This is a genomic window from Bradyrhizobium sp. RD5-C2 (genome assembly GCF_019972155.1).
In the GTDB taxonomy this organism is placed as follows: Bacteria; Pseudomonadota; Alphaproteobacteria; order Rhizobiales; family Xanthobacteraceae; genus Bradyrhizobium.
On sequence record NZ_BOVL01000057.1, the window covers coordinates 1 to 16,533 of the forward strand.

Annotated in this window: 18 protein-coding genes; 11 read left to right on the top strand and 7 right to left on the bottom strand. The window is 65.3% G+C overall.

Annotation, left to right across the window (positions count from 1 at the left end):
• The 4 genes from BraRD5C2_RS36195 to BraRD5C2_RS36210 all read left to right on the top strand — a co-directional run.
• The coding region (locus tag BraRD5C2_RS36195; protein WP_223976689.1) for a chemotaxis protein CheW at positions 1-388 on the top strand (388 nt) is incomplete at its 5' end.
• Positions 389-451: 63 nt separating this feature from the next.
• Entirely contained in the window at positions 452-817 is a 366-nt protein-coding gene (locus BraRD5C2_RS36200) for a response regulator (RefSeq protein ID WP_018273268.1), read from the top strand.
• A gap of 76 nt (positions 818-893) precedes the next feature.
• Positions 894-2,063, top strand: a complete 1,170-nt coding sequence (locus tag BraRD5C2_RS36205) for a protein-glutamate methylesterase/protein-glutamine glutaminase (RefSeq protein ID WP_223976691.1) — start codon at positions 894-896, stop codon at positions 2,061-2,063.
• Positions 2,060-2,929 (top strand): CheR family methyltransferase, encoded by an 870-nt coding sequence (locus BraRD5C2_RS36210; RefSeq protein ID WP_223976693.1) that lies wholly within the window; start codon positions 2,060-2,062, stop codon positions 2,927-2,929. The genes BraRD5C2_RS36205 and BraRD5C2_RS36210 overlap by 4 nt, the downstream gene beginning before the upstream one ends.
• Before the next feature lie 167 nt (positions 2,930-3,096).
• Here BraRD5C2_RS36210 and BraRD5C2_RS36215 read toward each other — a convergent pair whose 3' ends face one another.
• The 4 genes from BraRD5C2_RS36215 to BraRD5C2_RS36230 form a co-directional block, all read right to left on the bottom strand.
• A complete protein-coding gene (locus tag BraRD5C2_RS36215) occupies positions 3,097-4,254 on the bottom strand; it encodes a glutathionylspermidine synthase family protein (RefSeq protein WP_223976695.1) in 1,158 nt (385 codons plus the stop codon).
• A 42-nt stretch (positions 4,255-4,296) separates the two neighbouring features.
• Positions 4,297-4,506 (bottom strand): hypothetical protein, encoded by a 210-nt coding sequence (locus tag BraRD5C2_RS36220; protein WP_223976697.1) that lies wholly within the window; start codon positions 4,504-4,506, stop codon positions 4,297-4,299.
• Between the two features lie 96 nt (positions 4,507-4,602).
• Positions 4,603-5,022: a hypothetical protein gene (locus tag BraRD5C2_RS36225; RefSeq protein WP_223976699.1), complete on the bottom strand. Its 420-nt coding sequence runs from the start codon at positions 5,020-5,022 to the stop codon at positions 4,603-4,605.
• Positions 5,023-5,038: 16 nt separating this feature from the next.
• On the bottom strand, positions 5,039-5,443 hold the full coding sequence (locus BraRD5C2_RS36230; protein WP_024583958.1) for a DUF350 domain-containing protein: 405 nt from the start codon (positions 5,441-5,443) through the stop codon (positions 5,039-5,041).
• Positions 5,444-5,660: 217 nt separating this feature from the next.
• On the opposite strand from BraRD5C2_RS36230, the gene BraRD5C2_RS36235 reads away from it, so the two are divergent.
• The 3 genes from BraRD5C2_RS36235 to BraRD5C2_RS36245 are packed head-to-tail and all read left to right on the top strand — an operon-like array spanning position 5,661 to position 8,735.
• Positions 5,661-5,918 (top strand): hypothetical protein, encoded by a 258-nt coding sequence (locus BraRD5C2_RS36235; protein WP_223976701.1) that lies wholly within the window; start codon positions 5,661-5,663, stop codon positions 5,916-5,918.
• A 32-nt stretch (positions 5,919-5,950) separates the two neighbouring features.
• Positions 5,951-7,138, top strand: coding sequence for a hypothetical protein (locus BraRD5C2_RS36240; protein WP_223976703.1), 1,188 nt, complete (start codon positions 5,951-5,953; stop codon positions 7,136-7,138).
• Positions 7,139-7,148: 10 nt separating this feature from the next.
• Positions 7,149-8,735 carry a S53 family peptidase gene (locus BraRD5C2_RS36245; RefSeq protein ID WP_223976705.1) on the top strand — a complete coding sequence of 529 codons (1,587 nt, stop codon included), beginning with the start codon at positions 7,149-7,151 and terminating at the stop codon, positions 8,733-8,735.
• Positions 8,736-8,802: 67 nt separating this feature from the next.
• Here the strand turns inward: BraRD5C2_RS36245 and ctrA are convergent, their stop codons facing one another.
• The gene (gene ctrA, locus BraRD5C2_RS36250) at positions 8,803-9,504 is read right to left on the bottom strand and encodes a response regulator transcription factor CtrA (protein ID WP_016848562.1); all 702 of its coding nucleotides are present in this window, start codon (positions 9,502-9,504) and stop codon (positions 8,803-8,805) included.
• A 365-nt stretch (positions 9,505-9,869) separates the two neighbouring features.
• On the opposite strand from ctrA, the gene fliI reads away from it, so the two are divergent.
• The 4 genes from fliI to BraRD5C2_RS36270 all read left to right on the top strand — a co-directional run bounded on the left by fliI (position 9,870) and on the right by BraRD5C2_RS36270 (position 13,449).
• Positions 9,870-11,195, top strand: coding sequence for a flagellar protein export ATPase FliI (gene fliI, locus BraRD5C2_RS36255; protein WP_223976707.1), 1,326 nt, complete (start codon positions 9,870-9,872; stop codon positions 11,193-11,195).
• A 108-nt stretch (positions 11,196-11,303) separates the two neighbouring features.
• On the top strand, positions 11,304-11,723 hold the full coding sequence (gene fliJ / locus BraRD5C2_RS36260; protein ID WP_021081901.1) for a flagellar export protein FliJ: 420 nt from the start codon (positions 11,304-11,306) through the stop codon (positions 11,721-11,723).
• Between the two features lie 205 nt (positions 11,724-11,928).
• Positions 11,929-12,474: a sigma-70 family RNA polymerase sigma factor gene (locus tag BraRD5C2_RS36265; protein ID WP_212316404.1), complete on the top strand. Its 546-nt coding sequence runs from the start codon at positions 11,929-11,931 to the stop codon at positions 12,472-12,474.
• A gap of 3 nt (positions 12,475-12,477) precedes the next feature.
• Positions 12,478-13,449, top strand: coding sequence for an anti-sigma factor (locus BraRD5C2_RS36270; protein WP_223976709.1), 972 nt, complete (start codon positions 12,478-12,480; stop codon positions 13,447-13,449).
• A gap of 327 nt (positions 13,450-13,776) precedes the next feature.
• On the opposite strand, the gene BraRD5C2_RS36275 is transcribed toward BraRD5C2_RS36270, so the two are convergent.
• Both BraRD5C2_RS36275 and flhA read right to left on the bottom strand, forming a co-directional pair.
• Complete coding sequence (locus BraRD5C2_RS36275; protein ID WP_092090232.1) at positions 13,777-13,977, bottom strand: hypothetical protein; 201 nt, start codon at positions 13,975-13,977, stop codon at positions 13,777-13,779.
• A 405-nt stretch (positions 13,978-14,382) separates the two neighbouring features.
• The gene (gene flhA / locus BraRD5C2_RS36280) at positions 14,383-16,515 is read right to left on the bottom strand and encodes a flagellar biosynthesis protein FlhA (RefSeq protein WP_223976712.1); all 2,133 of its coding nucleotides are present in this window, start codon (positions 16,513-16,515) and stop codon (positions 14,383-14,385) included.
• Positions 16,516-16,533: the final 18 nt, after the last annotated feature.

Genomic DNA, 16,533 nt, shown 5'->3' on the forward strand with positions numbered 1-16,533 from the left:
GATCTCGCGGGTGCAGGACGTGTTCATGCCGGAGCGGCTGACGCGGGTGCCGCTGGCCTCCAGCGAGATCGCCGGCGTGCTCAATCTGCGCGGCCGCATCGTCACCGTGGTCGATATGCGCGCCCGGCTCGGCCTGCCGAAGGCCGATGACGGCAAGCCGCCGATGGCGGTCGGCGTCGACCAGCGCGGCGAATCCTATGGCCTCTTGATCGACCAGATCGGCGAGGTGTTGCGGCTGTCCGACGACAGCCGCCAGGACAATCCGGTCAACCTCGATCCCCGCATGGCCAGGCTCGCCGGCGGCGTCCACCGCCTCGACGGACAGCTCATGGTCGTCCTCGATGTCGATCGCGTGCTCGAACTGGTGCCTGATGCCAAAGCGGCCTGAGACGGGCCGACAGAATCGAAGAACTGAAACATCCCACCGGGGATGAGGAAGTAGAGGTCGCAAATGAGAACGTGTCTTGTTGTCGATGACTCAAGCGTCATTCGCAAAGTCGCCCGCCGTATCCTGGAAGGGCTCGATTTCCAGATCGTCGAGGCCGAGGACGGCGCCAAGGCGCTCGAGGCCTGCAAGCGCGCGATGCCCGAGGCCGTGCTGCTCGACTGGAACATGCCTGTCATGGACGGCTACGAGTTCCTCGGCAATCTCCGCCGCATGCCCGGCGGCGATCAGCCCAAGGTCGTGTTCTGCACCACCGAGAATGACGTCGCGCATATCGCACGCGCGCTGCATGCCGGTGCCAACGAATACATCATGAAGCCGTTCGACCGGGACATCGTCACCGCGAAGTTCCAGGAAGTCGGGCTCATCTAAGGTCTACCTTCGATCCGGCGGCAAAAAGCCTTCGGCTCAACGGTTGTTGTGCGCGTGTTGCGTTGCTGGTGAAGTCATGAGTGTTGCGTTGACAAGTGCTGCGGTCCCGACATCGACCCGTTCCGACAAGGTGCGGGTGATGGTCGTCGACGATTCCGTGGTCATCCGAGGGATGATCTCGCGCTGGATCGGCGCCGAGCCCGACATGGAGGTCGTGGCCTCGCTGCGCACCGGCCTCGACGCCGTCAACCAGCTCGAGCGCTTCAACCCCGACGTCGCGGTGCTCGATATCGAGATGCCCGACCTCGACGGCATCTCGGCGCTGCCGCAGCTCTTGGCGAAGAAACGCGACCTCGTCATCATCATGGCCTCGACGCTGACCCGCCGCAATGCGGAGATCAGCCTGAAGGCGCTCTCGCTTGGCGCGTCCGACTACATTCCGAAGCCGGAGAGCACGCGCGAGGCGACCGCCGCGGAAACCTTCCGCCACGACCTGATCCAGAAGATCCGTCATCTCGGCGCCAAGGCGCGGCGCAGCCCGGTGCATACGACGGCGAGCCCGCCGCTCGCGCCCGGGCACGACAAGCCGCGCACGGGGCTGGCCCCCGTCGCAGCGCCCGCGGCGCCCACTCAGATCACGCGCCGTTCGTTCGGCCTGCTGCAGCCGAAGGTGCTGCTGATCGGCTCCTCCACCGGCGGCCCGCAGGCGCTGATGTCGCTGGTCGCAGAGATCGGCCCGGTGATCGACCGCGTCCCGGTGCTGATCACCCAGCACATGCCGCCGACCTTCACCACCATTCTCGCCGAGCATCTGGCGCGCACCAGCAAGCGGCCGGCGCATGAGGGAATCGACGGCGAGAGCATCAGGCCGGGTCAGATCTATCTGGCGCCGGGCGGACGCCACATGCGGATCGCCCGCCACGGCATCGATGCCACGATCGTGCTCGACGACGGGCCGCCGGTCAATTTCTGCAAGCCCGCGGTGGATCCGATGTTCACCTCCGCGATCGACGTCTGGCAGGGCAGCATCATGTCGGTGATCCTGACCGGCATGGGCTCCGACGGCATGCGCGGCGGCAAGGACATCGTCGCCGCCGGCGGCAGCGTGATCGCCCAGGACGAAGCGAGCAGCGTGGTGTGGGGCATGCCTGGTGCTGCGGTCAATGCCGGCATCTGCGCCGCCGTGCTGCCGCTCAACCAGATCGCATCGAAGCTTGTTCGCGTGTTTGCGGGAGACCGTTCGTGACGCCGCTGGACTACGAGTATCTGCGTAAGCTGCTGAAGGAACGTTCCGGCCTCGATCTGTCGGCCGACAAGCAATATCTCGTCGAGAGCCGCCTGCTGCCCTTGGCGCGCCGGTCGAACCTCGCCGGCATCCCCGAACTCGTCCAGAAGATGAAGGGCGGCGCCGAGATGCTGACGTCGGAGGTGGTCGAGGCGATGACCACCAACGAGACCTTCTTCTTTCGCGACAAGATCCCGTTCGATCATCTGAAGGAAGCGGTGCTGCCGGCACTGGCGCAAGCCCGCGCCGCGCGCCGCAGTTTGCGCGTCTGGTGCGCGGCCTCGTCGACCGGGCAGGAGCCTTATTCGATCGCGATGCTGCTGAAGGAAATGACTGCGCTGTTCACCGGCTGGCGCATCGAGATCATCGCCACCGACCTGTCGCAGGCGGTGCTCGAAAAGTCCAAGGCCGGCCTGTTCAGCCAGTTCGAGGTGCAGCGCGGCCTGCCGATCCAGCTGCTGGTCAAGCACTTTGTGCAGAAGGGCGAGCTCTGGCAGCTCAACGCCGATATCCGCGGCATGGTGCAGCACCGCCAGCTCAATCTGCTGCAGGACATTTCGCATCTCGGCACCTTCGATGTGATCTTCTGCCGCAATGTGCTGATCTATTTCGATCAGCAGACCAAGGCAGGCATCTTCGGCAAGATCTCCCGGATGCTCGAGCCCGACGGCGTGCTGGCGCTTGGTGCGGCGGAATCCGTGGTCGGCATCACCAATCTGTTCAGGCCCTATCCCGACCGCCGCGGGCTCTATCAGCCCAGTACCGCGCCAGTCGCGCGCGCCGGCGCCGCGCATGTGCTGAAGGCGGTCGCGTCCGCTGCGCGGTGAGCTGGATCTTCCGAATTAGTAGCGCGATGCTGCTTGGTCCGTCCTCCTGAGGAGGCCGCAACGCGGCCGTCTCGAAGGGTCGACGGCGACCAGCCGGGCCGTTCATCCTTCGAGACGCGCTACGCGCTCCTCAGGATGACGGATGAAACCGTAACCGCGTCGACGCGCTACAAAATCGCGTGCGGCAGGAAGCGCGATGTGTTGCCGGTGATCGGGTTCTCGTCCTCGCGGATCGAGAGCCCACAGGGCGTGCCGTCGACCAGCCAGCTGCCGAGCACGGGGTACTGGCCGGAGAAATTCGGCAGCGGTGCGAGGGCCTGCCGGATGAAGCCCTCGGCTCCGTAGGGGCCTTCTTCCGCGACCAGCGTGATGCCGGCGCTGACCAGTTCGACATTGGCGCCCTCGCGCGAATAGATCGGCTTGCGCACGAACGAGGTGCCGAGCTGCGCGGCCTGCGGGTCGTCCTCGAAATAGGCCGGCAGCAAATTGGGGTGATTCGGGAACAGCTCCCACAACAGCGGCAGGATGCCCTTGTTGGACAGGATCGCCTTCCATGGCGGCTCGATCCATTGCGTCGGCGCCGTCGCGAGGTTCTTGCCGAACGCGTCGTGGAACATCCACTCCCATGGATAGAGCTTGAACGCGAGCGCGATCGGGCTTTCGTCGAGGTCGACGAACTGGCCGTCATTGCGCAGTCCGATCTGTTCGATGTCGAGCAGCGTGGTCTTCAGCCCGGCCTGCGCCGCGGTGTCCTCGAGATAGGCGAGCGTGCCGGCATCCTCGGCATTGCCGGTCAGCCCGGTGAGATGCAGCGCCTGGGTCGCGCCGATCGTCTTCCAGGCCTCGATCAGCGCCTCGTGGATCGAGTTGAACTGGTCGGCGCGCTTCGGGATGATGTTGCGTTCGATCGCCTGTTCGAGCCAGGTCCATTGAAACACCGCCGCCTCGAAGATCGAGGTCGGCGTGTCGGCATTGTATTCGAGCAGCTTGGCCGGGCCGCTGCCGCTGAATTTGAGGTCGAGCCGGCCGTAGAGGCTCGGCTCCTTGCGGCGCCAGCTCGCCGCGATCAGGTCCCAGAACGCTTCCGGTATCTTCAGCCGGCGCAGATATTGTTCATCCTTGAGCGCGCGCCCGGCGAGCTCGAGGCACATCGCGTCGATCTCGCCGGTCGGCGCCTCGATATCGCGCTCGATCTCGTCGAGCGTGAAGGCGTAATAGGCGCGCTCGTCCCAGTAGCGTTCGCCGTCGATGGTGTGGAAAGTGAATCCGGCGCTTTCGGCGGTTGCCTGCCAATCGTCGCGCTCGGAACATGCGATGCGTTGCATGAAGGGGTCCGTGATCTTCAGACGATGCGTGTCAGCTCGGTGTCAGCCGCCGCTATGTGCGTTGTCGTAGCGGGCAATGGTGCGTGGCGTGCCGCCGAAGCCACCGGAGGGTGATAACTGCTCGGGCTTCCGCTTGGCTTTGTGCCCGGCATGGTGATGACTGCGGGCCTGGCTTGGCGACAGGCCCATCGAGGCTGCGCCGATCGCGACGCTTCCCATCATTTTCAGCCAGACCCGTCGCGAGCGTTTCATGGACGCGATCCTTGCCTTCTGCGCAGCCGCGCCGAGTGTCCATCAGCGCCGATCGCCGGGCAAGCGAAAGCGCATGACGACACGGCAAAGTGCGTGTCAGCCACCGCCGAAGCCGAACGCATGCGCGAACGAGCCGAAGCCGCCGCGGCTGACCGACGAGCTTGACGATGAACTCGACGAGGATGAAGAGCCGCCGGACGAGGAGCTGCTGCTGTAGAAGCTGCTGCGCGACGAGCCGCCGCCACCACCGCCGCCCGACCCCGACGACGAACCGCGCGGCGCGCAATCGGCGCCGGGTTGCAGGGGGGCCGGCGCGGTCACGCCCGGAGGCGGTGGCGGGACGGGCTGGCAATTCTGCCGCGGCATCACCGCGTAGGCGCCGCCGCCGACCGCGAGCGTGCCCATCATCAGCAGCGCGACATGATTGGAACGCTTGGAAGGCGGCTCCGGCCGCGTCGCCACCGCCGGCACGCTTGGCCGCCGCTTGCCGAATTCCGGGTTTGGTTTGCGCGCCATGGTTCGGCTCAATGGCTCAGTAGATCATGCAAGCTGCGTTCAGCGCGCCTGCGGCCAGCGAGGACAGCCCGAGCCAGATCGCCGCCGCCATCTCGCCGGAGGCGATCCGCGCCGACAGGTTCGGCACCGGGATCTTCACGATGTAATAGACGATGATCTGCACGATCAGCGCGATGATGCTCCAGATCAGGCAGTCCACCACATTGGCGGAATGGGCGATGGCGCTGACCACCGGCAGCACGAAGCCGAGCAGGCTCAAGCCGAGCGCGATCGCCGCCGCGGGATCGTTGTCGCGGATCAGCTGGAATTCGTCGTGCGGTGTGACGCGGGTGTAGACGAAGAGGTAGGCGACCACGGCGATCAGCGCCGTGCAGAAATAGACCAGGAACGCCGGCAGGCCGGCGAGGGATTGCAGGATCATGTGATGCGCCCGAACAGCCCTAGATCGTCATCCTATAGCTGATTGGTCGTGGTTCGCGAAGCTTCGGTTCGATCTGAGCTGTGGGCTGCGGCGGCCGCGGACGGCCGGCGGAAAATTGCTGCGCGGCGGTGTGAGCCGCTTCACAGCGGCCTTCGCGATAGCCGTCTATACGGTATGCAACCAGAAGTGCATGTCGCGAATGGGTTCGGTGATCCCGATGACGACCAGTTTTGGCAACGACATCCTGCCGATGTTTCGACCGGGCGACGTCGCCTGCATGACCCCAAAGGGCGTTCGGCTCGGCGACGCCGACTGGATCTGCGACCCGGCCGGCAATGACGACTTTGCCGATCACGCCAACGCACGCCGCGTCTTCGCTGCGCTGTCATCCGGCTTCATGCCACCCGGTCACCGATGGTCGCAGGACGCGCTCGATACCTATGCGAGCTGGATGGGAGACGGATTCCAACCTTGAACCCCAACCTTGAACCCGATGTGGAGAGCAAGATGAGAAGGTCGATCGACACACTGCTCGTCTGTGGTCTGCTTGTGCTTCCCGCGCTTCCGGCCGCGGCGCAATCGCCGCTGAATCCGGCGATGACCGCGCCCGATCAGGTCGCCTGGCAGCTCTTCATTCAGGCCAACACCCGCGCCGGCGGCAGCAATTCGACGTTCGAGACCTGGGCGAGCGATACCGATCTGTTCCAGCCCAATCCGCAGTTCCCGGCGGCTCCGACGCCGCCGTCGTTGCGCCCGCCGATCCTGCCGCAGGTGGCACGGGAAGGCGTGCAGCAGAGCGGCGGATTGCTGCCGGCGCTGCCACCGGGCGCCGCGCAGGGGCAGATGGAGGAGACGCGTCACAACAAGCCGACGTTTGATTTCATCGTCCAGAACAACCTCTACAAGCTGTCGGGCGTGAAAGCCGCCTTCGGCAAGGCGCTGTCGTTCCCGGTCGATTCCATCGAGGTGAAGGGGAATTGGCTGCCGGTCAGCGACATTCCGCAATTCACCAACAACAAGGTGACGCTGGCGCAGGTGCCGCAACTCTATCACGTCAACAGCGCGGCCGGTGTGCAGTACGCCCTGGTCTCGATGCATGTGATCAGCAAGCAGGTGCCGAACTGGACCTGGGCGACATTCGAGCACCGGTTCAATCCGGGCCGCTGCGACATCATCGGCTGCCGCGACAATTTTGGCGCGCAGACCGCGTTCGTGCCGTCGAACCGGACCGCCGGCCAGGGCTATCCGGATTGCGTGAAGACGGCCGCGCTGACGACGATGCTGTCGAGCGCGGACATCGATCCGGTCTACAACAATTACTGCCTGAAAGGGTCGCAGGTGGATTTCGTCGACAATGTCGGGCTCGACATCAGGGTCGGCAATTCCGTTACCGAGGACGGCTTCGTTGCGACGTCGTCCTGCATCACCTGCCATGGCCGCGCGGCCTTCAAGGCGGACGGCACGCCGGCGTCGCAGGCGGGATTCCTGTCGTTCGGTCCGAATGGCCCGGTTGCTCCGCTCGGGCCGCTGCTGCCCGAATGGTACTGGAAGTTCGCGGGCCAGCCGCCGATCTTCGAAGGCAAGCCGGGTCTCACCCGCATCGCGACCGCGGCCGACTTCGTGTGGTCGATCCCGTTCTGCGCCTACGACGATACACAGAATCCGGCGCAGCCGAGCCCATGCGCCGGAAAGTGAGACCGCACTGATGGCGGGCACCTCCGAGCGCAGGGTTCCGCTTGCCGGCAGCAACCGCGCCGCGCCTGTTGGCGCGACGCTGGTCGGCGATGTCAATCCCGACGAGCGGATCCCCATCGTGGTCTATGTGAAGCGGCGGACCCCCGACAAGTTTGCGCCGGGCAGCGCCGGTGATCTGGCCCGGCTTGCCGCGCCGATCACGCGGCACCAGCTTGCGACCCAGCGTCACCGCAGCCATGCCCGCGCCATCGCCCGCGTGGTGCGGCTGGCGGCAGAGCGCGGGTTGACCGTCGGCCGCAGCGATCCGGTCGCGCGCACGGTCGAGCTGGCAGGCACCGCGCGGCAGATGGCCGAGATCTTCGGCGCGACGCTGCGCACCTACCGCGACGGCGAGCGCGCGTTTCGCGCCCGCGTCGGCGGCTTGACGGTGCCGGCCGAGATCGCGCCATGGACCCGCGCCATCCTCGGCTTCGATCAGCGGCCGCTGCGGACCAGGACGCCGCTGGTGCAGGCCCAGGCCGACACGGGCAGCGGCAGCGGACTGTGGCCGACCGACATCGCGGCCCTCTACGGCATTCCGCTGGATCGCGACGTGTCGTCGATCTGCGTCGGCATCATCGCTCTCGGCGGCGGCTATCTCGCCAGCGATCTCGCCATGGCGGTCGCCGGCATGAACCGGCCGCCGCCGGTTGTCGTCAACGTGCCGCCGACCGGCAATGATGGCAGCTTCGGCAGCAACGATGTCGCCGATCAGGAGATCGCGCTCGATCTCCAGGTGCTCGCCGGCCTGCTGCCGAAGGGCAAGATCGTGGTCTACTTTGCCGAGAACTCCGCCGCCGGTCTGACCGACGCGATCCATCAGGCGGTGTTCGATGAAGAGCATGCGCCGCAGGTGGTCTCCGTCAGCTGGGGCAGCGCCGAGAAATACTGGACCGAGCCGGGCCGCGACGCGATGCAGGCGGTCTTGGCCGATGCAGCGCGGCTGCGCGTCAGCGTGCTGTTCGCCTCTGGTGATCAGCTCGCGACGAGCGGCCTGACCGACGGCAAGCTCCATGTCTGGTTTCCCGCCTCGAGCCCCTATGCGACGAGCTGCGGCGGCACCCAGCCCTTGGCTGCCGCAGGTAATGGATCGGCTGCAGCGGAGGCGGTGTGGAACGCCGGTGCGGTCGGCACCGGCGGCGGCATCAGCGACGCGTTTCCGGTCCCCGATTATCAGTCGCATTTGACGCTGCCGAAGTCGCAGAACGACGGCGCTATCCGGCGCGGCGTCCCTGACGTCGCCTGCGCGGCCGCGGCAAGCCCGGGCTACCGCATCATCGTCAACGGAGAGGCGATGGCGATGAGCGGGACCAGCGCCGCGACACCGCTATGGGCCGCTCTGGTCGCGATTGCGATCGCCGCGCGCGGCGAGCAGATCGGCTTGCTCAACGCCGCGCTCTATTCCAACCCCGGCGCATTCCGTGTGGTCGTGCAGGGCAACAACCGCGTCGGTGGCAAGGGCTACGATGCCGGCCCCGGCTGGAGCGCCTGCACCGGGCTCGGCGTTCCGAAGGGCGCGGATCTCCTCGCCGCTTTGACTGCGATCCCGGTAGCGTAACCTCCCAAAAACAAAAACCCCGCCATTTGCGGCGGGGTCCAGGAGGTTTGCTGCAGAAAGCGAAGCGTCAGGCGGGAATGCGTTCGTCGGCCTCGTGCGGCTCGCGCAGCACGTAGCCGCGGCCCCACACGGTCTCGATGAAATTGCGGCCTTCGGAGGCGTTGGCGAGCTTCTTGCGGAGCTTGCAGATGAAGACGTCGATGATCTTCAGCTCCGGCTCATCCATGCCGCCGTAGAGATGGTTGAGGAACATTTCCTTGGTGAGCGTGGTGCCCTTGCGGAGCGAGAGCAGCTCCAGCATCTGGTATTCCTTGCCGGTGAGGTGCACGCGCTGACCGCCGACCTCGACCGTCTTGGTGTCCAGATTGACCACGAGATCGCCGGTCTGGATGACCGACTGAGCGTGACCCTTGGAGCGGCGCACGATCGCGTGGATGCGGGCGACCAGCTCGTCCTTGTGGAAGGGTTTGGTCATGTAGTCGTCGGCGCCGACGCCGAGACCCTTGACCTTGTCCTCGATGCCGGCGAGGCCGGAGAGGATCAGAATGGGAGTCTTGATCTTCGAAACCCGGAGCTGCTTGAGCACGTCGTAGCCGGACATGTCGGGCAGGTTGAGGTCGAGCAGGATGATGTCGTAGTCGTAAAGCTTGCCGAGATCGACGCCTTCTTCACCGAGATCCGTCGTGTAGACGTTGAAACTCTCGGATTTAAGCATCAATTCGATCGACTGCGCGACGGCGCTATCATCTTCAATCAGCAAAACGCGCATGCCAGTCCCCTATAGTCGCCGCTCCGGGCGTCAGGTCGGCCGCACTTGCGGCACTCAAAACGCCTTTGAACAACTGATTCGGATCCTGACGAGATATGGTTAACAAAAACTGATTCATCGACGCAAGCTCTAACCGTGCAATTTTTGTCGAATCGCCCTAAGATATTGCGTAGAAGAAGCTTTTCCTAACCGCGCTCGTTCAGTTTCCACATTAAGAGCCGGGCCTAACCGACTCTCGCGACTCGCCCTTCTTCTGATGGGCGAGCGACCTCAGTCACCAAAGACAGTGACGCAATGATTAATGATGCGGGTAAACACGAAGTTAAGCGGCCGGCGCAAAATTGCCGAAACTTAAGGTTTTCGCAATGAAGGCGCTCGCGGAGCAGATCGGGGACATCGACGGCGTCAATATTTATGGCCGTGTGGTCGGCGTCCGCGGGCTCATGGTCGAGATCGCCGGCCCGATTCACGCGATGTCGGTCGGCGCCCGCATCGTGATCGATGTCGGCGCCGGCCGCTTCATCCCGGCCGAAGTGATCGGCTTCTCCGGCGAGAACGCGGTGGTGATGCCGTTCGGCGGGCTCGAGGGCGTCAGGCGCGGGTGCCGCGCGGTGATCGCCAATGCGGCGAGCCAGGTGCGGCCGTCGCCGGCCTGGCTCGGCCGCGTCGTCAACGCGATGGGCGAGCCGATCGACGGCAAGGGGCCGCTGCAGCAGGGCGCTTCGCCGATGTCCTACCGCAACTCGCCGCCGCCGGCGCATTCACGCAAGCGGGTCGGTGCGCCGCTTGATCTCGGTGTGCGCGGCCTCAACACCTTCCTGACCTGCTGCCGCGGCCAGCGGCTCGGCATCTTCGCGGGCTCCGGCGTCGGCAAGTCGGTGCTGCTGTCGATGCTGGCGCGAAATGTCGATGCCGCGATCTCGGTGATTGGGCTGATCGGCGAACGGGGCCGCGAGGTGCAGGAATTCCTCCAGGAGGATCTCGGCGAGGAGGGGCTGGCGCGCTCGGTCGTGGTGGTCGCCACCTCGGACGAGCCGGCGCTGATGCGGCGCCAGGCGGCGTATCTGACGCTCGCCATCGCCGAGTATTTCCGCGACGAGGACCAGGATGTGCTGTGCCTGATGGACTCGGTGACGCGCTTTGCGATGGCGCAGCGCGAGATCGGCCTCTCGGCAGGCGAGCCGCCGACCGCCAAGGGCTACACGCCGACGGTGTTCACCGAATTGCCAAAGCTGTTGGAACGGGCAGGGCCGGGCACCAGCGTCGGCACCATCACCGCGATCTTCACCGTGCTGGTCGACGGCGACGATCACAATGAGCCGATCGCGGACGCGGTGCGCGGCATCCTCGACGGCCATATTGTGATGCAGCGTGCGATCGCCGAGCGCGGCCGCTATCCCGCGGTCAACATCCTCAAGTCGGTCTCGCGCACCATGCCGCGGTCCGCCGACCCCGACTTCCTGCCGTTCATCAACAAGGCGCGGCAGGTGATGGCAACCTATGCCGACATGGAGGAACTGATCCGGCTCGGCGCCTACCGGCCGGGTTCCAGCCCGGAGGTCGACGAGGCGATCCGGCTGCACGAGCCATTGGAAAGCTTCCTGCGCCAGGCCAAGGACGAGGCCACGAGCCTGGGCGACGGCTACCGGCAACTCGCTCAAATCCTGTCGGGTTTGGAAACGGAACGCTAACTTTGTCAGGCCATCATCCCCGGCACACCATAGCTATGCCGGCGGGGCCCAGGGGGGAGCCGGTTCTGTCCCGCGTTCAGAATTGGGACTTCTGGGGAGTATGAGTCGATGAAGTCACGTGAAACGCTGATCCGCCTGAAGAAGTTTCAGGTCGATGAAAAGCGCCGTCGGGTTACCCAGATCGAGGGCATGATCGCGGACTTCCAGCGCATGTCCGTCGAGCTCGAGCGCGAGATCCAGACCGAGCAGGAGCGCGCCGGGATCAATGATCCCTCGCACTTCGCCTATCCGACCTACGCCAAGGCCGCGATCCAGCGCCGCGAAAACCTGACCCGTTCGGCCGACGAGCTGCGTGCCCAGCTCGACGACGCCAAGGCGTTGCTGTCGGAAGCATTCGAGGAACTGAAGAAGGTCGAGCTGCTCGACGAGCGCGACCAGGCGCGCGAACGCGCGGAGGAGAGCGCCCGCGAGCAAGCCGACATGGATTCGATCGGCCTGATGCGGGCCCGTCTCGGCGTCATCGCCTGAACCCTCGCTCCCTCCGCTGACCAGATTGAGAGCCCGGGCCGATCGCCCGGGCTTTTTGTTGAGCGCTGTCCACAAGCCGGCCACTCGTCGGCCACTTGGCGGATCGTGCTGTCCCAAAATATGCTACCACCGGTGCGGACCAGATGATGATCGGCGGCGCGGTGGCAATGGGGCGATTGGGGGATGCAGGCTTGGAGGGCGCTGAATGCTGACGCCGGCTGAGCTCGTCTGGCTGATCGCCGCCGTCGCGAAGGGGGATCAGGCCGCCTTTGAGCGGCTGTACGCCGCGACCCGCTCGAAACTCTTTGGCGTCGTGCTCCGTATCTTGCGGCGTCAGGACCTCGCCGAGGAGGTCATTCAGGAGGCTTACGTCAAGATCTGGAACAGCGCGGGGCAGTTCAACCCGGCCCTGTCGTCCCCGATCACGTGGATGGCGTCGATCGCGCGCAACCGCGCCATCGATGTCGTGCGCAAGCGAGGCGAAACCTCGCTGGAAGATGAGCCTGCCGCGATGGAAGTCGCCGCCGACTCGCCCGATCCGCTGGCGCGGCGGGAAATGACGGAAGAGTTGAAGCGGTTGCTGGAGTGCGTCGGTCGTCTGGAGCCCGATCGTCAGAAGCTCGTGCTGCTTGCCTATTACAACGGCTGGAGCCGCGAGCAGCTCGCCGCAAAGTTCGAGACGCCGGTGAACACGGTGAAGACCTGGCTGCGCCGCAGCCTGATGGATATCCGGGAGTGTCTTGGACTCTGATTGATGGCCTATAGCGAAGACCATATCGCGCTCGCCGCGGAATATGCGCTCGGTACGCTCGATGCCGACGAGCGCACGCAGGTCGAGACCATGATGGCCGTGGACACCGAGTTCGCCGCGCTCGTGCAAGCCTGGGAGTTCAGGCTCGGGCCGCTGAACCAGATGGTCGGCCTGGTCGAGCCGCGCCCGGTGGTCTGGGAAAACATCAAGGCGGCGATCGGCCATGCCGGCGCGCCGCAGGCGCCGCTGGTGCTGCCCGAGACGCCGGAAGCGACTGTGGCACCGCCGATAACCGACGATCCGCAATTCGGCTCGGCCTTCGATCCGGAGCCGTCGCAGCCATCAGAAATCCCACAGCCGGCCGAGATTCGGCGGCCACCAATCCAGCCACGTTTTGGCGTCAACGACAGCACCAACATGATCGCGCTTGCGGGCCGCGTGAAGCGCTGGCGCGGCATCGCCTCAGCCGCGACCGCGATCGCAGCCGCGCTGCTGGTCACGCTCGGCCTGCAGATCTACCGGCCCGACGCCTTGCCGAATGCGATCCGTCCGAAGCCGCGCATCCAGACCGTCGAAGTGAAGACGCCGGCGCCGGCGCTCGCGCCGTCGGCGCAATATGTCGCGCTGCTGCAGGGACAGAATGGCGGCCCGGCCTTCATCATGACCATCGACGGCGCGACCAAGAATTTCACCGTGCGCAAGGTCGGCGCTCCGTCCGAGCCCGGCAAGAGCTTTGAGCTCTGGCTGATCTCCGACAGACTGCCGCAGCCGCGCTCGCTCGGCGTGATCGGCGCCGATGATTTCACCGCGCGTCCGGTGCTGTCGGGCTACGATCCCGACGTGATCAACGGCGCGACCTACGCGGTGACGGTCGAGCAGGCCGGCGGTTCGCCGAACGGCCAGCCGACTTCGGCGCCGATCTTCACCGGCAAGCTGATCGAGACCGTACCGCCCGCGTCGGGTTCGACGCGATAGGCCAACGTACCTCGTCGTCAGAGGTGGTCCCGTCATTGCGAGCGCAGCGAAGCAATCCATCGTTCCACGTACTCGGTGGCAATGGATTGCTTCGCGGAGCCTGTCATCCGGCGGCGCTTCGCGCCGACCGGGTGGCTCGCAATGACGTGGATGCAGCCTGGCATCTCGGGGAAGTGAGTTCGACCCACCACCCGCACAAAAAGAAAACGCCCGTGGGGAGCGGGCGTTTTCGATAGTCAACTTGGGGGTAGTTGGGGGTCTTAAATATCCACGCAGCGACTTTGGGGGGCTGTAAAGAACACTACGTGAATTCGTGAAACTCTCCTGTTAGCGGACCAGCGAGTTGCTCGTACTCGTGATCGCGACCGGCTTGCCGGCCTTCATGACACGTGCCGTCTGGGTGTAACCCTCGTCCGACGAATTGTGTGCCGCGATGCCGAAGCCCGCGACCAGGATACCGGCGAACAACGCCACAACCACAATCTTCAGGTGCGTCATACGATCGGCGCTGTAGATCGAGTGGTTCATGGAAGTCTCCTGCCGCCTTCCTGCTCTCAGTAAATCTGTCGGTTTGGTCTCTTGCCCGGTTCAACGTCTCGTGCCCCACCAACGTAGGATTTGCTGATTCCGTTCCCTAGAGGCCATCACAAGGGCGTGATGAGACGTGATCGGGCGCGATCAAAAACCGCCCCCGGCTCCCGAAACCTACATTAACTGGATGTAATATCAGTTACTTGCTTGAAATCCGGATCATGTTACCCGAGATAGGACCGTTCCGGACTGTTCCGCACAAATCAGTTGCCTGTGGCGAGAAAGCACAGGCGAAAACGCAAATGATTTGCGGCGGCTAGAGCGTTTTCAACCGAAGCCTGTCCCGCACCCGATGCGGGATGGACGCCGGTTCGCGTGAAGAAAACGTCCAAACAAGAAGCTCTACACGCTGCCGACGGTCTTCAGCCGGGCCCGCGGATGGATCTCGGCCTGCGACAAGACGGTGGTTTGTGAGCGGAACCGTTCCACCAGCGAGCGAACGAATGGCCGGATCGCGGCCGAGGTCACCAGCACCGGCGCCTCGCCTTCGCGCGCCGCCTGTTCGAAAGCGTTGCGCACGGCGGTCATGAATTCCGACAGCTTGGAGGGCTGCATCGCCAGGCTGCGATCGTCGCCTTGACCGACGATCGATTCGGCAAACGCCTGCTCCCAGCGCGCCGACAGCGCGATCAGCGGCAGATAGCCGTTCGGCGAGGTGTTCTGGGCGCAGATCTGCCGCGCCAGCCGGGCGCGGACATGCTCGACCATGGTGGCCGGATTGCGCGAGAACGCCAGCGCGTCGGCGATGCCCTCGAGAATGGTGGAGAGATCGCGGATCGAGATGCGCTCGGCGAGCAGCAATTGCAGCACGCGCTGGATACCCGACACCGTGACCTGGCTCGGCACGATGTCCTTGATCAGCTCGCCCTGCTCCTTCGGCAGGTCCTTCAAGAGCTTCTGCACCTCGCCATAGGACAGCAAGTCCGACATGTTGGTCTTGAGCAGCTCGGTCAGGTGCGTCGACAGCACGGTCGCGGCATCGACCACGGTGTAGCCCTTCAGCGCGGCCTCTTCCTTCAGGCCGGCATCGACCCAGGTCGCGGGCAGGCCGAAGGTCGGTTCGATGGTGTGGATGCCGGGGAGCTGCACCTGGTTGCCGGCGGGATCCATGACCATGAACTGGCTCGGCCAGATCTTCCCGGTGCCGGCGTCGACTTCCTTGATCTTGATGGCGTAGCTGTTGGCCTCGAGCTGGACATTGTCGAGGATACGCACCGCCGGCATCACGAAGCCCATCTCGATCGCGAGCGAGCGGCGCAGCGCCTTGATCTGCTCGGTGAGGCGGTCGGTGCCGTCAGGGCCGTTGACCAGCGGCAGCAGCGCGTAGCCGAGCTCGATCTTGAGGTCGTCGATCTTCAGCGCGGCGGCGATCGGCTCTTCCGCGGCGGCAGCGGCCGCGGCCGCGGCTGCAGCGGGGGCGGCAGCGGCGGCGGCCTCGGCGGCGTTGGCGACCCGCTTCTTCTTGCGCGCGTTCCAGGCCAGCGCCGCGGCGCCGGAGCCCAGCGCCATGAACGGCAGCGTCGGAATGCCCGGCAGCAGCGCCAGCACCAGCATGACGCCGGCCGACATGCCGAGCGCCTGCGGATAGCCGGAGAGCTGGCGCATCAGCGCCTTGTCGGCGGCGCCGGTAATGCCGGCCTTGGAAACCAGGAGGCCGGCGGCGGTCGAGACGATCAGCGCCGGCACCTGGGTGACGAGGCCGTCGCCGACCGTCAGCACGGTGTAGGTGCGGGCGGCTTCGCCGAAGGAGAGGCCCTGCTGGGCAACGCCGATGATGATGCCGCCGACGATGTTGATGCCGACGATCAGGAGGCCGGCGATGGCGTCGCCGCGGACGAACTTCGAGGCGCCGTCCATCGCGCCGAAGAAGCCGCTCTCGTCTTCCAGCGCCTTGCGGCGCTCCTTGGCGGCCTTCTCGTCGATCAGTCCGGCGGACAGGTCGGCGTCGATCGCCATCTGCTTGCCGGGCATCGAGTCCAGTTGGAAGCGCGCCGCGACTTCGGCGATACGGCCCGAACCCTTGGTGATGACCACGAAGTTCACGATCACCAGGATCGCGAACACGATGATGCCGATCACGAAGTTGCCGCCCATCACGAAGTTGCCGAACGCCTCGATGACATGGCCGGCAGCCGCCGTGCCCTCGTGGCCGTGGCTCAGGATCAGCCGGGTCGAGGCCATGTTCAGCGACAGCCGCATCATGGTCGAGATCAGCAGGATGGTCGGAAACGACGAGAATTCCAGCGGCGCCTGGATGAACAGCGAGGTCATCAGGATCAGGATCGAGATCGTGATCGAGACCGCCAGAAAGAGGTCGAGCACGATCGAGGGCAGCGGCAGGATCAGCACCACCAGGATGGTGAGGACGCCGAGCGCCAGCGCGAGATCGCCGCGCTTGAGGATGTCGCCGATCTCGCCGAGACCAGGCAATCCGCCCTTGCCTGCCGTGCCCTGACCCGCCGTGACGTCGACCATGGTAGCCGCTCTCCCCCG

Bases quoted from the DNA above. Each gene is read 5' to 3' on its own strand.
- BraRD5C2_RS36270 (WP_223976709.1), top strand. From the start codon at position 12,478: ATGGCCTATAGCGAAGACCATATCGCGCTCGCCGCGGAATATGCGCTC.
- BraRD5C2_RS36240 (WP_223976703.1), top strand. From the start codon at position 5,951: ATGAGAAGGTCGATCGACACACTGCTCGTCTGTGGTCTGCTTGTGCTT.
- BraRD5C2_RS36220 (WP_223976697.1), bottom strand. From the start codon at position 4,506: ATGAAACGCTCGCGACGGGTCTGGCTGAAAATGATGGGAAGCGTCGCG.
- BraRD5C2_RS36265 (WP_212316404.1), top strand. From the start codon at position 11,929: ATGCTGACGCCGGCTGAGCTCGTCTGGCTGATCGCCGCCGTCGCGAAG.
- flhA (WP_223976712.1), bottom strand. From the start codon at position 16,515: ATGGTCGACGTCACGGCGGGTCAGGGCACGGCAGGCAAGGGCGGATTG.
- BraRD5C2_RS36230 (WP_024583958.1), bottom strand. From the start codon at position 5,443: ATGATCCTGCAATCCCTCGCCGGCCTGCCGGCGTTCCTGGTCTATTTC.
- BraRD5C2_RS36225 (WP_223976699.1), bottom strand. From the start codon at position 5,022: ATGGCGCGCAAACCAAACCCGGAATTCGGCAAGCGGCGGCCAAGCGTG.
- fliJ (WP_021081901.1), top strand. From the start codon at position 11,304: ATGAAGTCACGTGAAACGCTGATCCGCCTGAAGAAGTTTCAGGTCGAT.
- BraRD5C2_RS36275 (WP_092090232.1), bottom strand. From the start codon at position 13,977: ATGAACCACTCGATCTACAGCGCCGATCGTATGACGCACCTGAAGATT.
- BraRD5C2_RS36235 (WP_223976701.1), top strand. From the start codon at position 5,661: ATGACGACCAGTTTTGGCAACGACATCCTGCCGATGTTTCGACCGGGC.
- BraRD5C2_RS36215 (WP_223976695.1), bottom strand. From the start codon at position 4,254: ATGCAACGCATCGCATGTTCCGAGCGCGACGATTGGCAGGCAACCGCC.
- fliI (WP_223976707.1), top strand. From the start codon at position 9,870: ATGAAGGCGCTCGCGGAGCAGATCGGGGACATCGACGGCGTCAATATT.
- BraRD5C2_RS36200 (WP_018273268.1), top strand. From the start codon at position 452: ATGAGAACGTGTCTTGTTGTCGATGACTCAAGCGTCATTCGCAAAGTC.
- BraRD5C2_RS36205 (WP_223976691.1), top strand. From the start codon at position 894: ATGAGTGTTGCGTTGACAAGTGCTGCGGTCCCGACATCGACCCGTTCC.
- BraRD5C2_RS36245 (WP_223976705.1), top strand. From the start codon at position 7,149: ATGGCGGGCACCTCCGAGCGCAGGGTTCCGCTTGCCGGCAGCAACCGC.
- ctrA (WP_016848562.1), bottom strand. From the start codon at position 9,504: ATGCGCGTTTTGCTGATTGAAGATGATAGCGCCGTCGCGCAGTCGATC.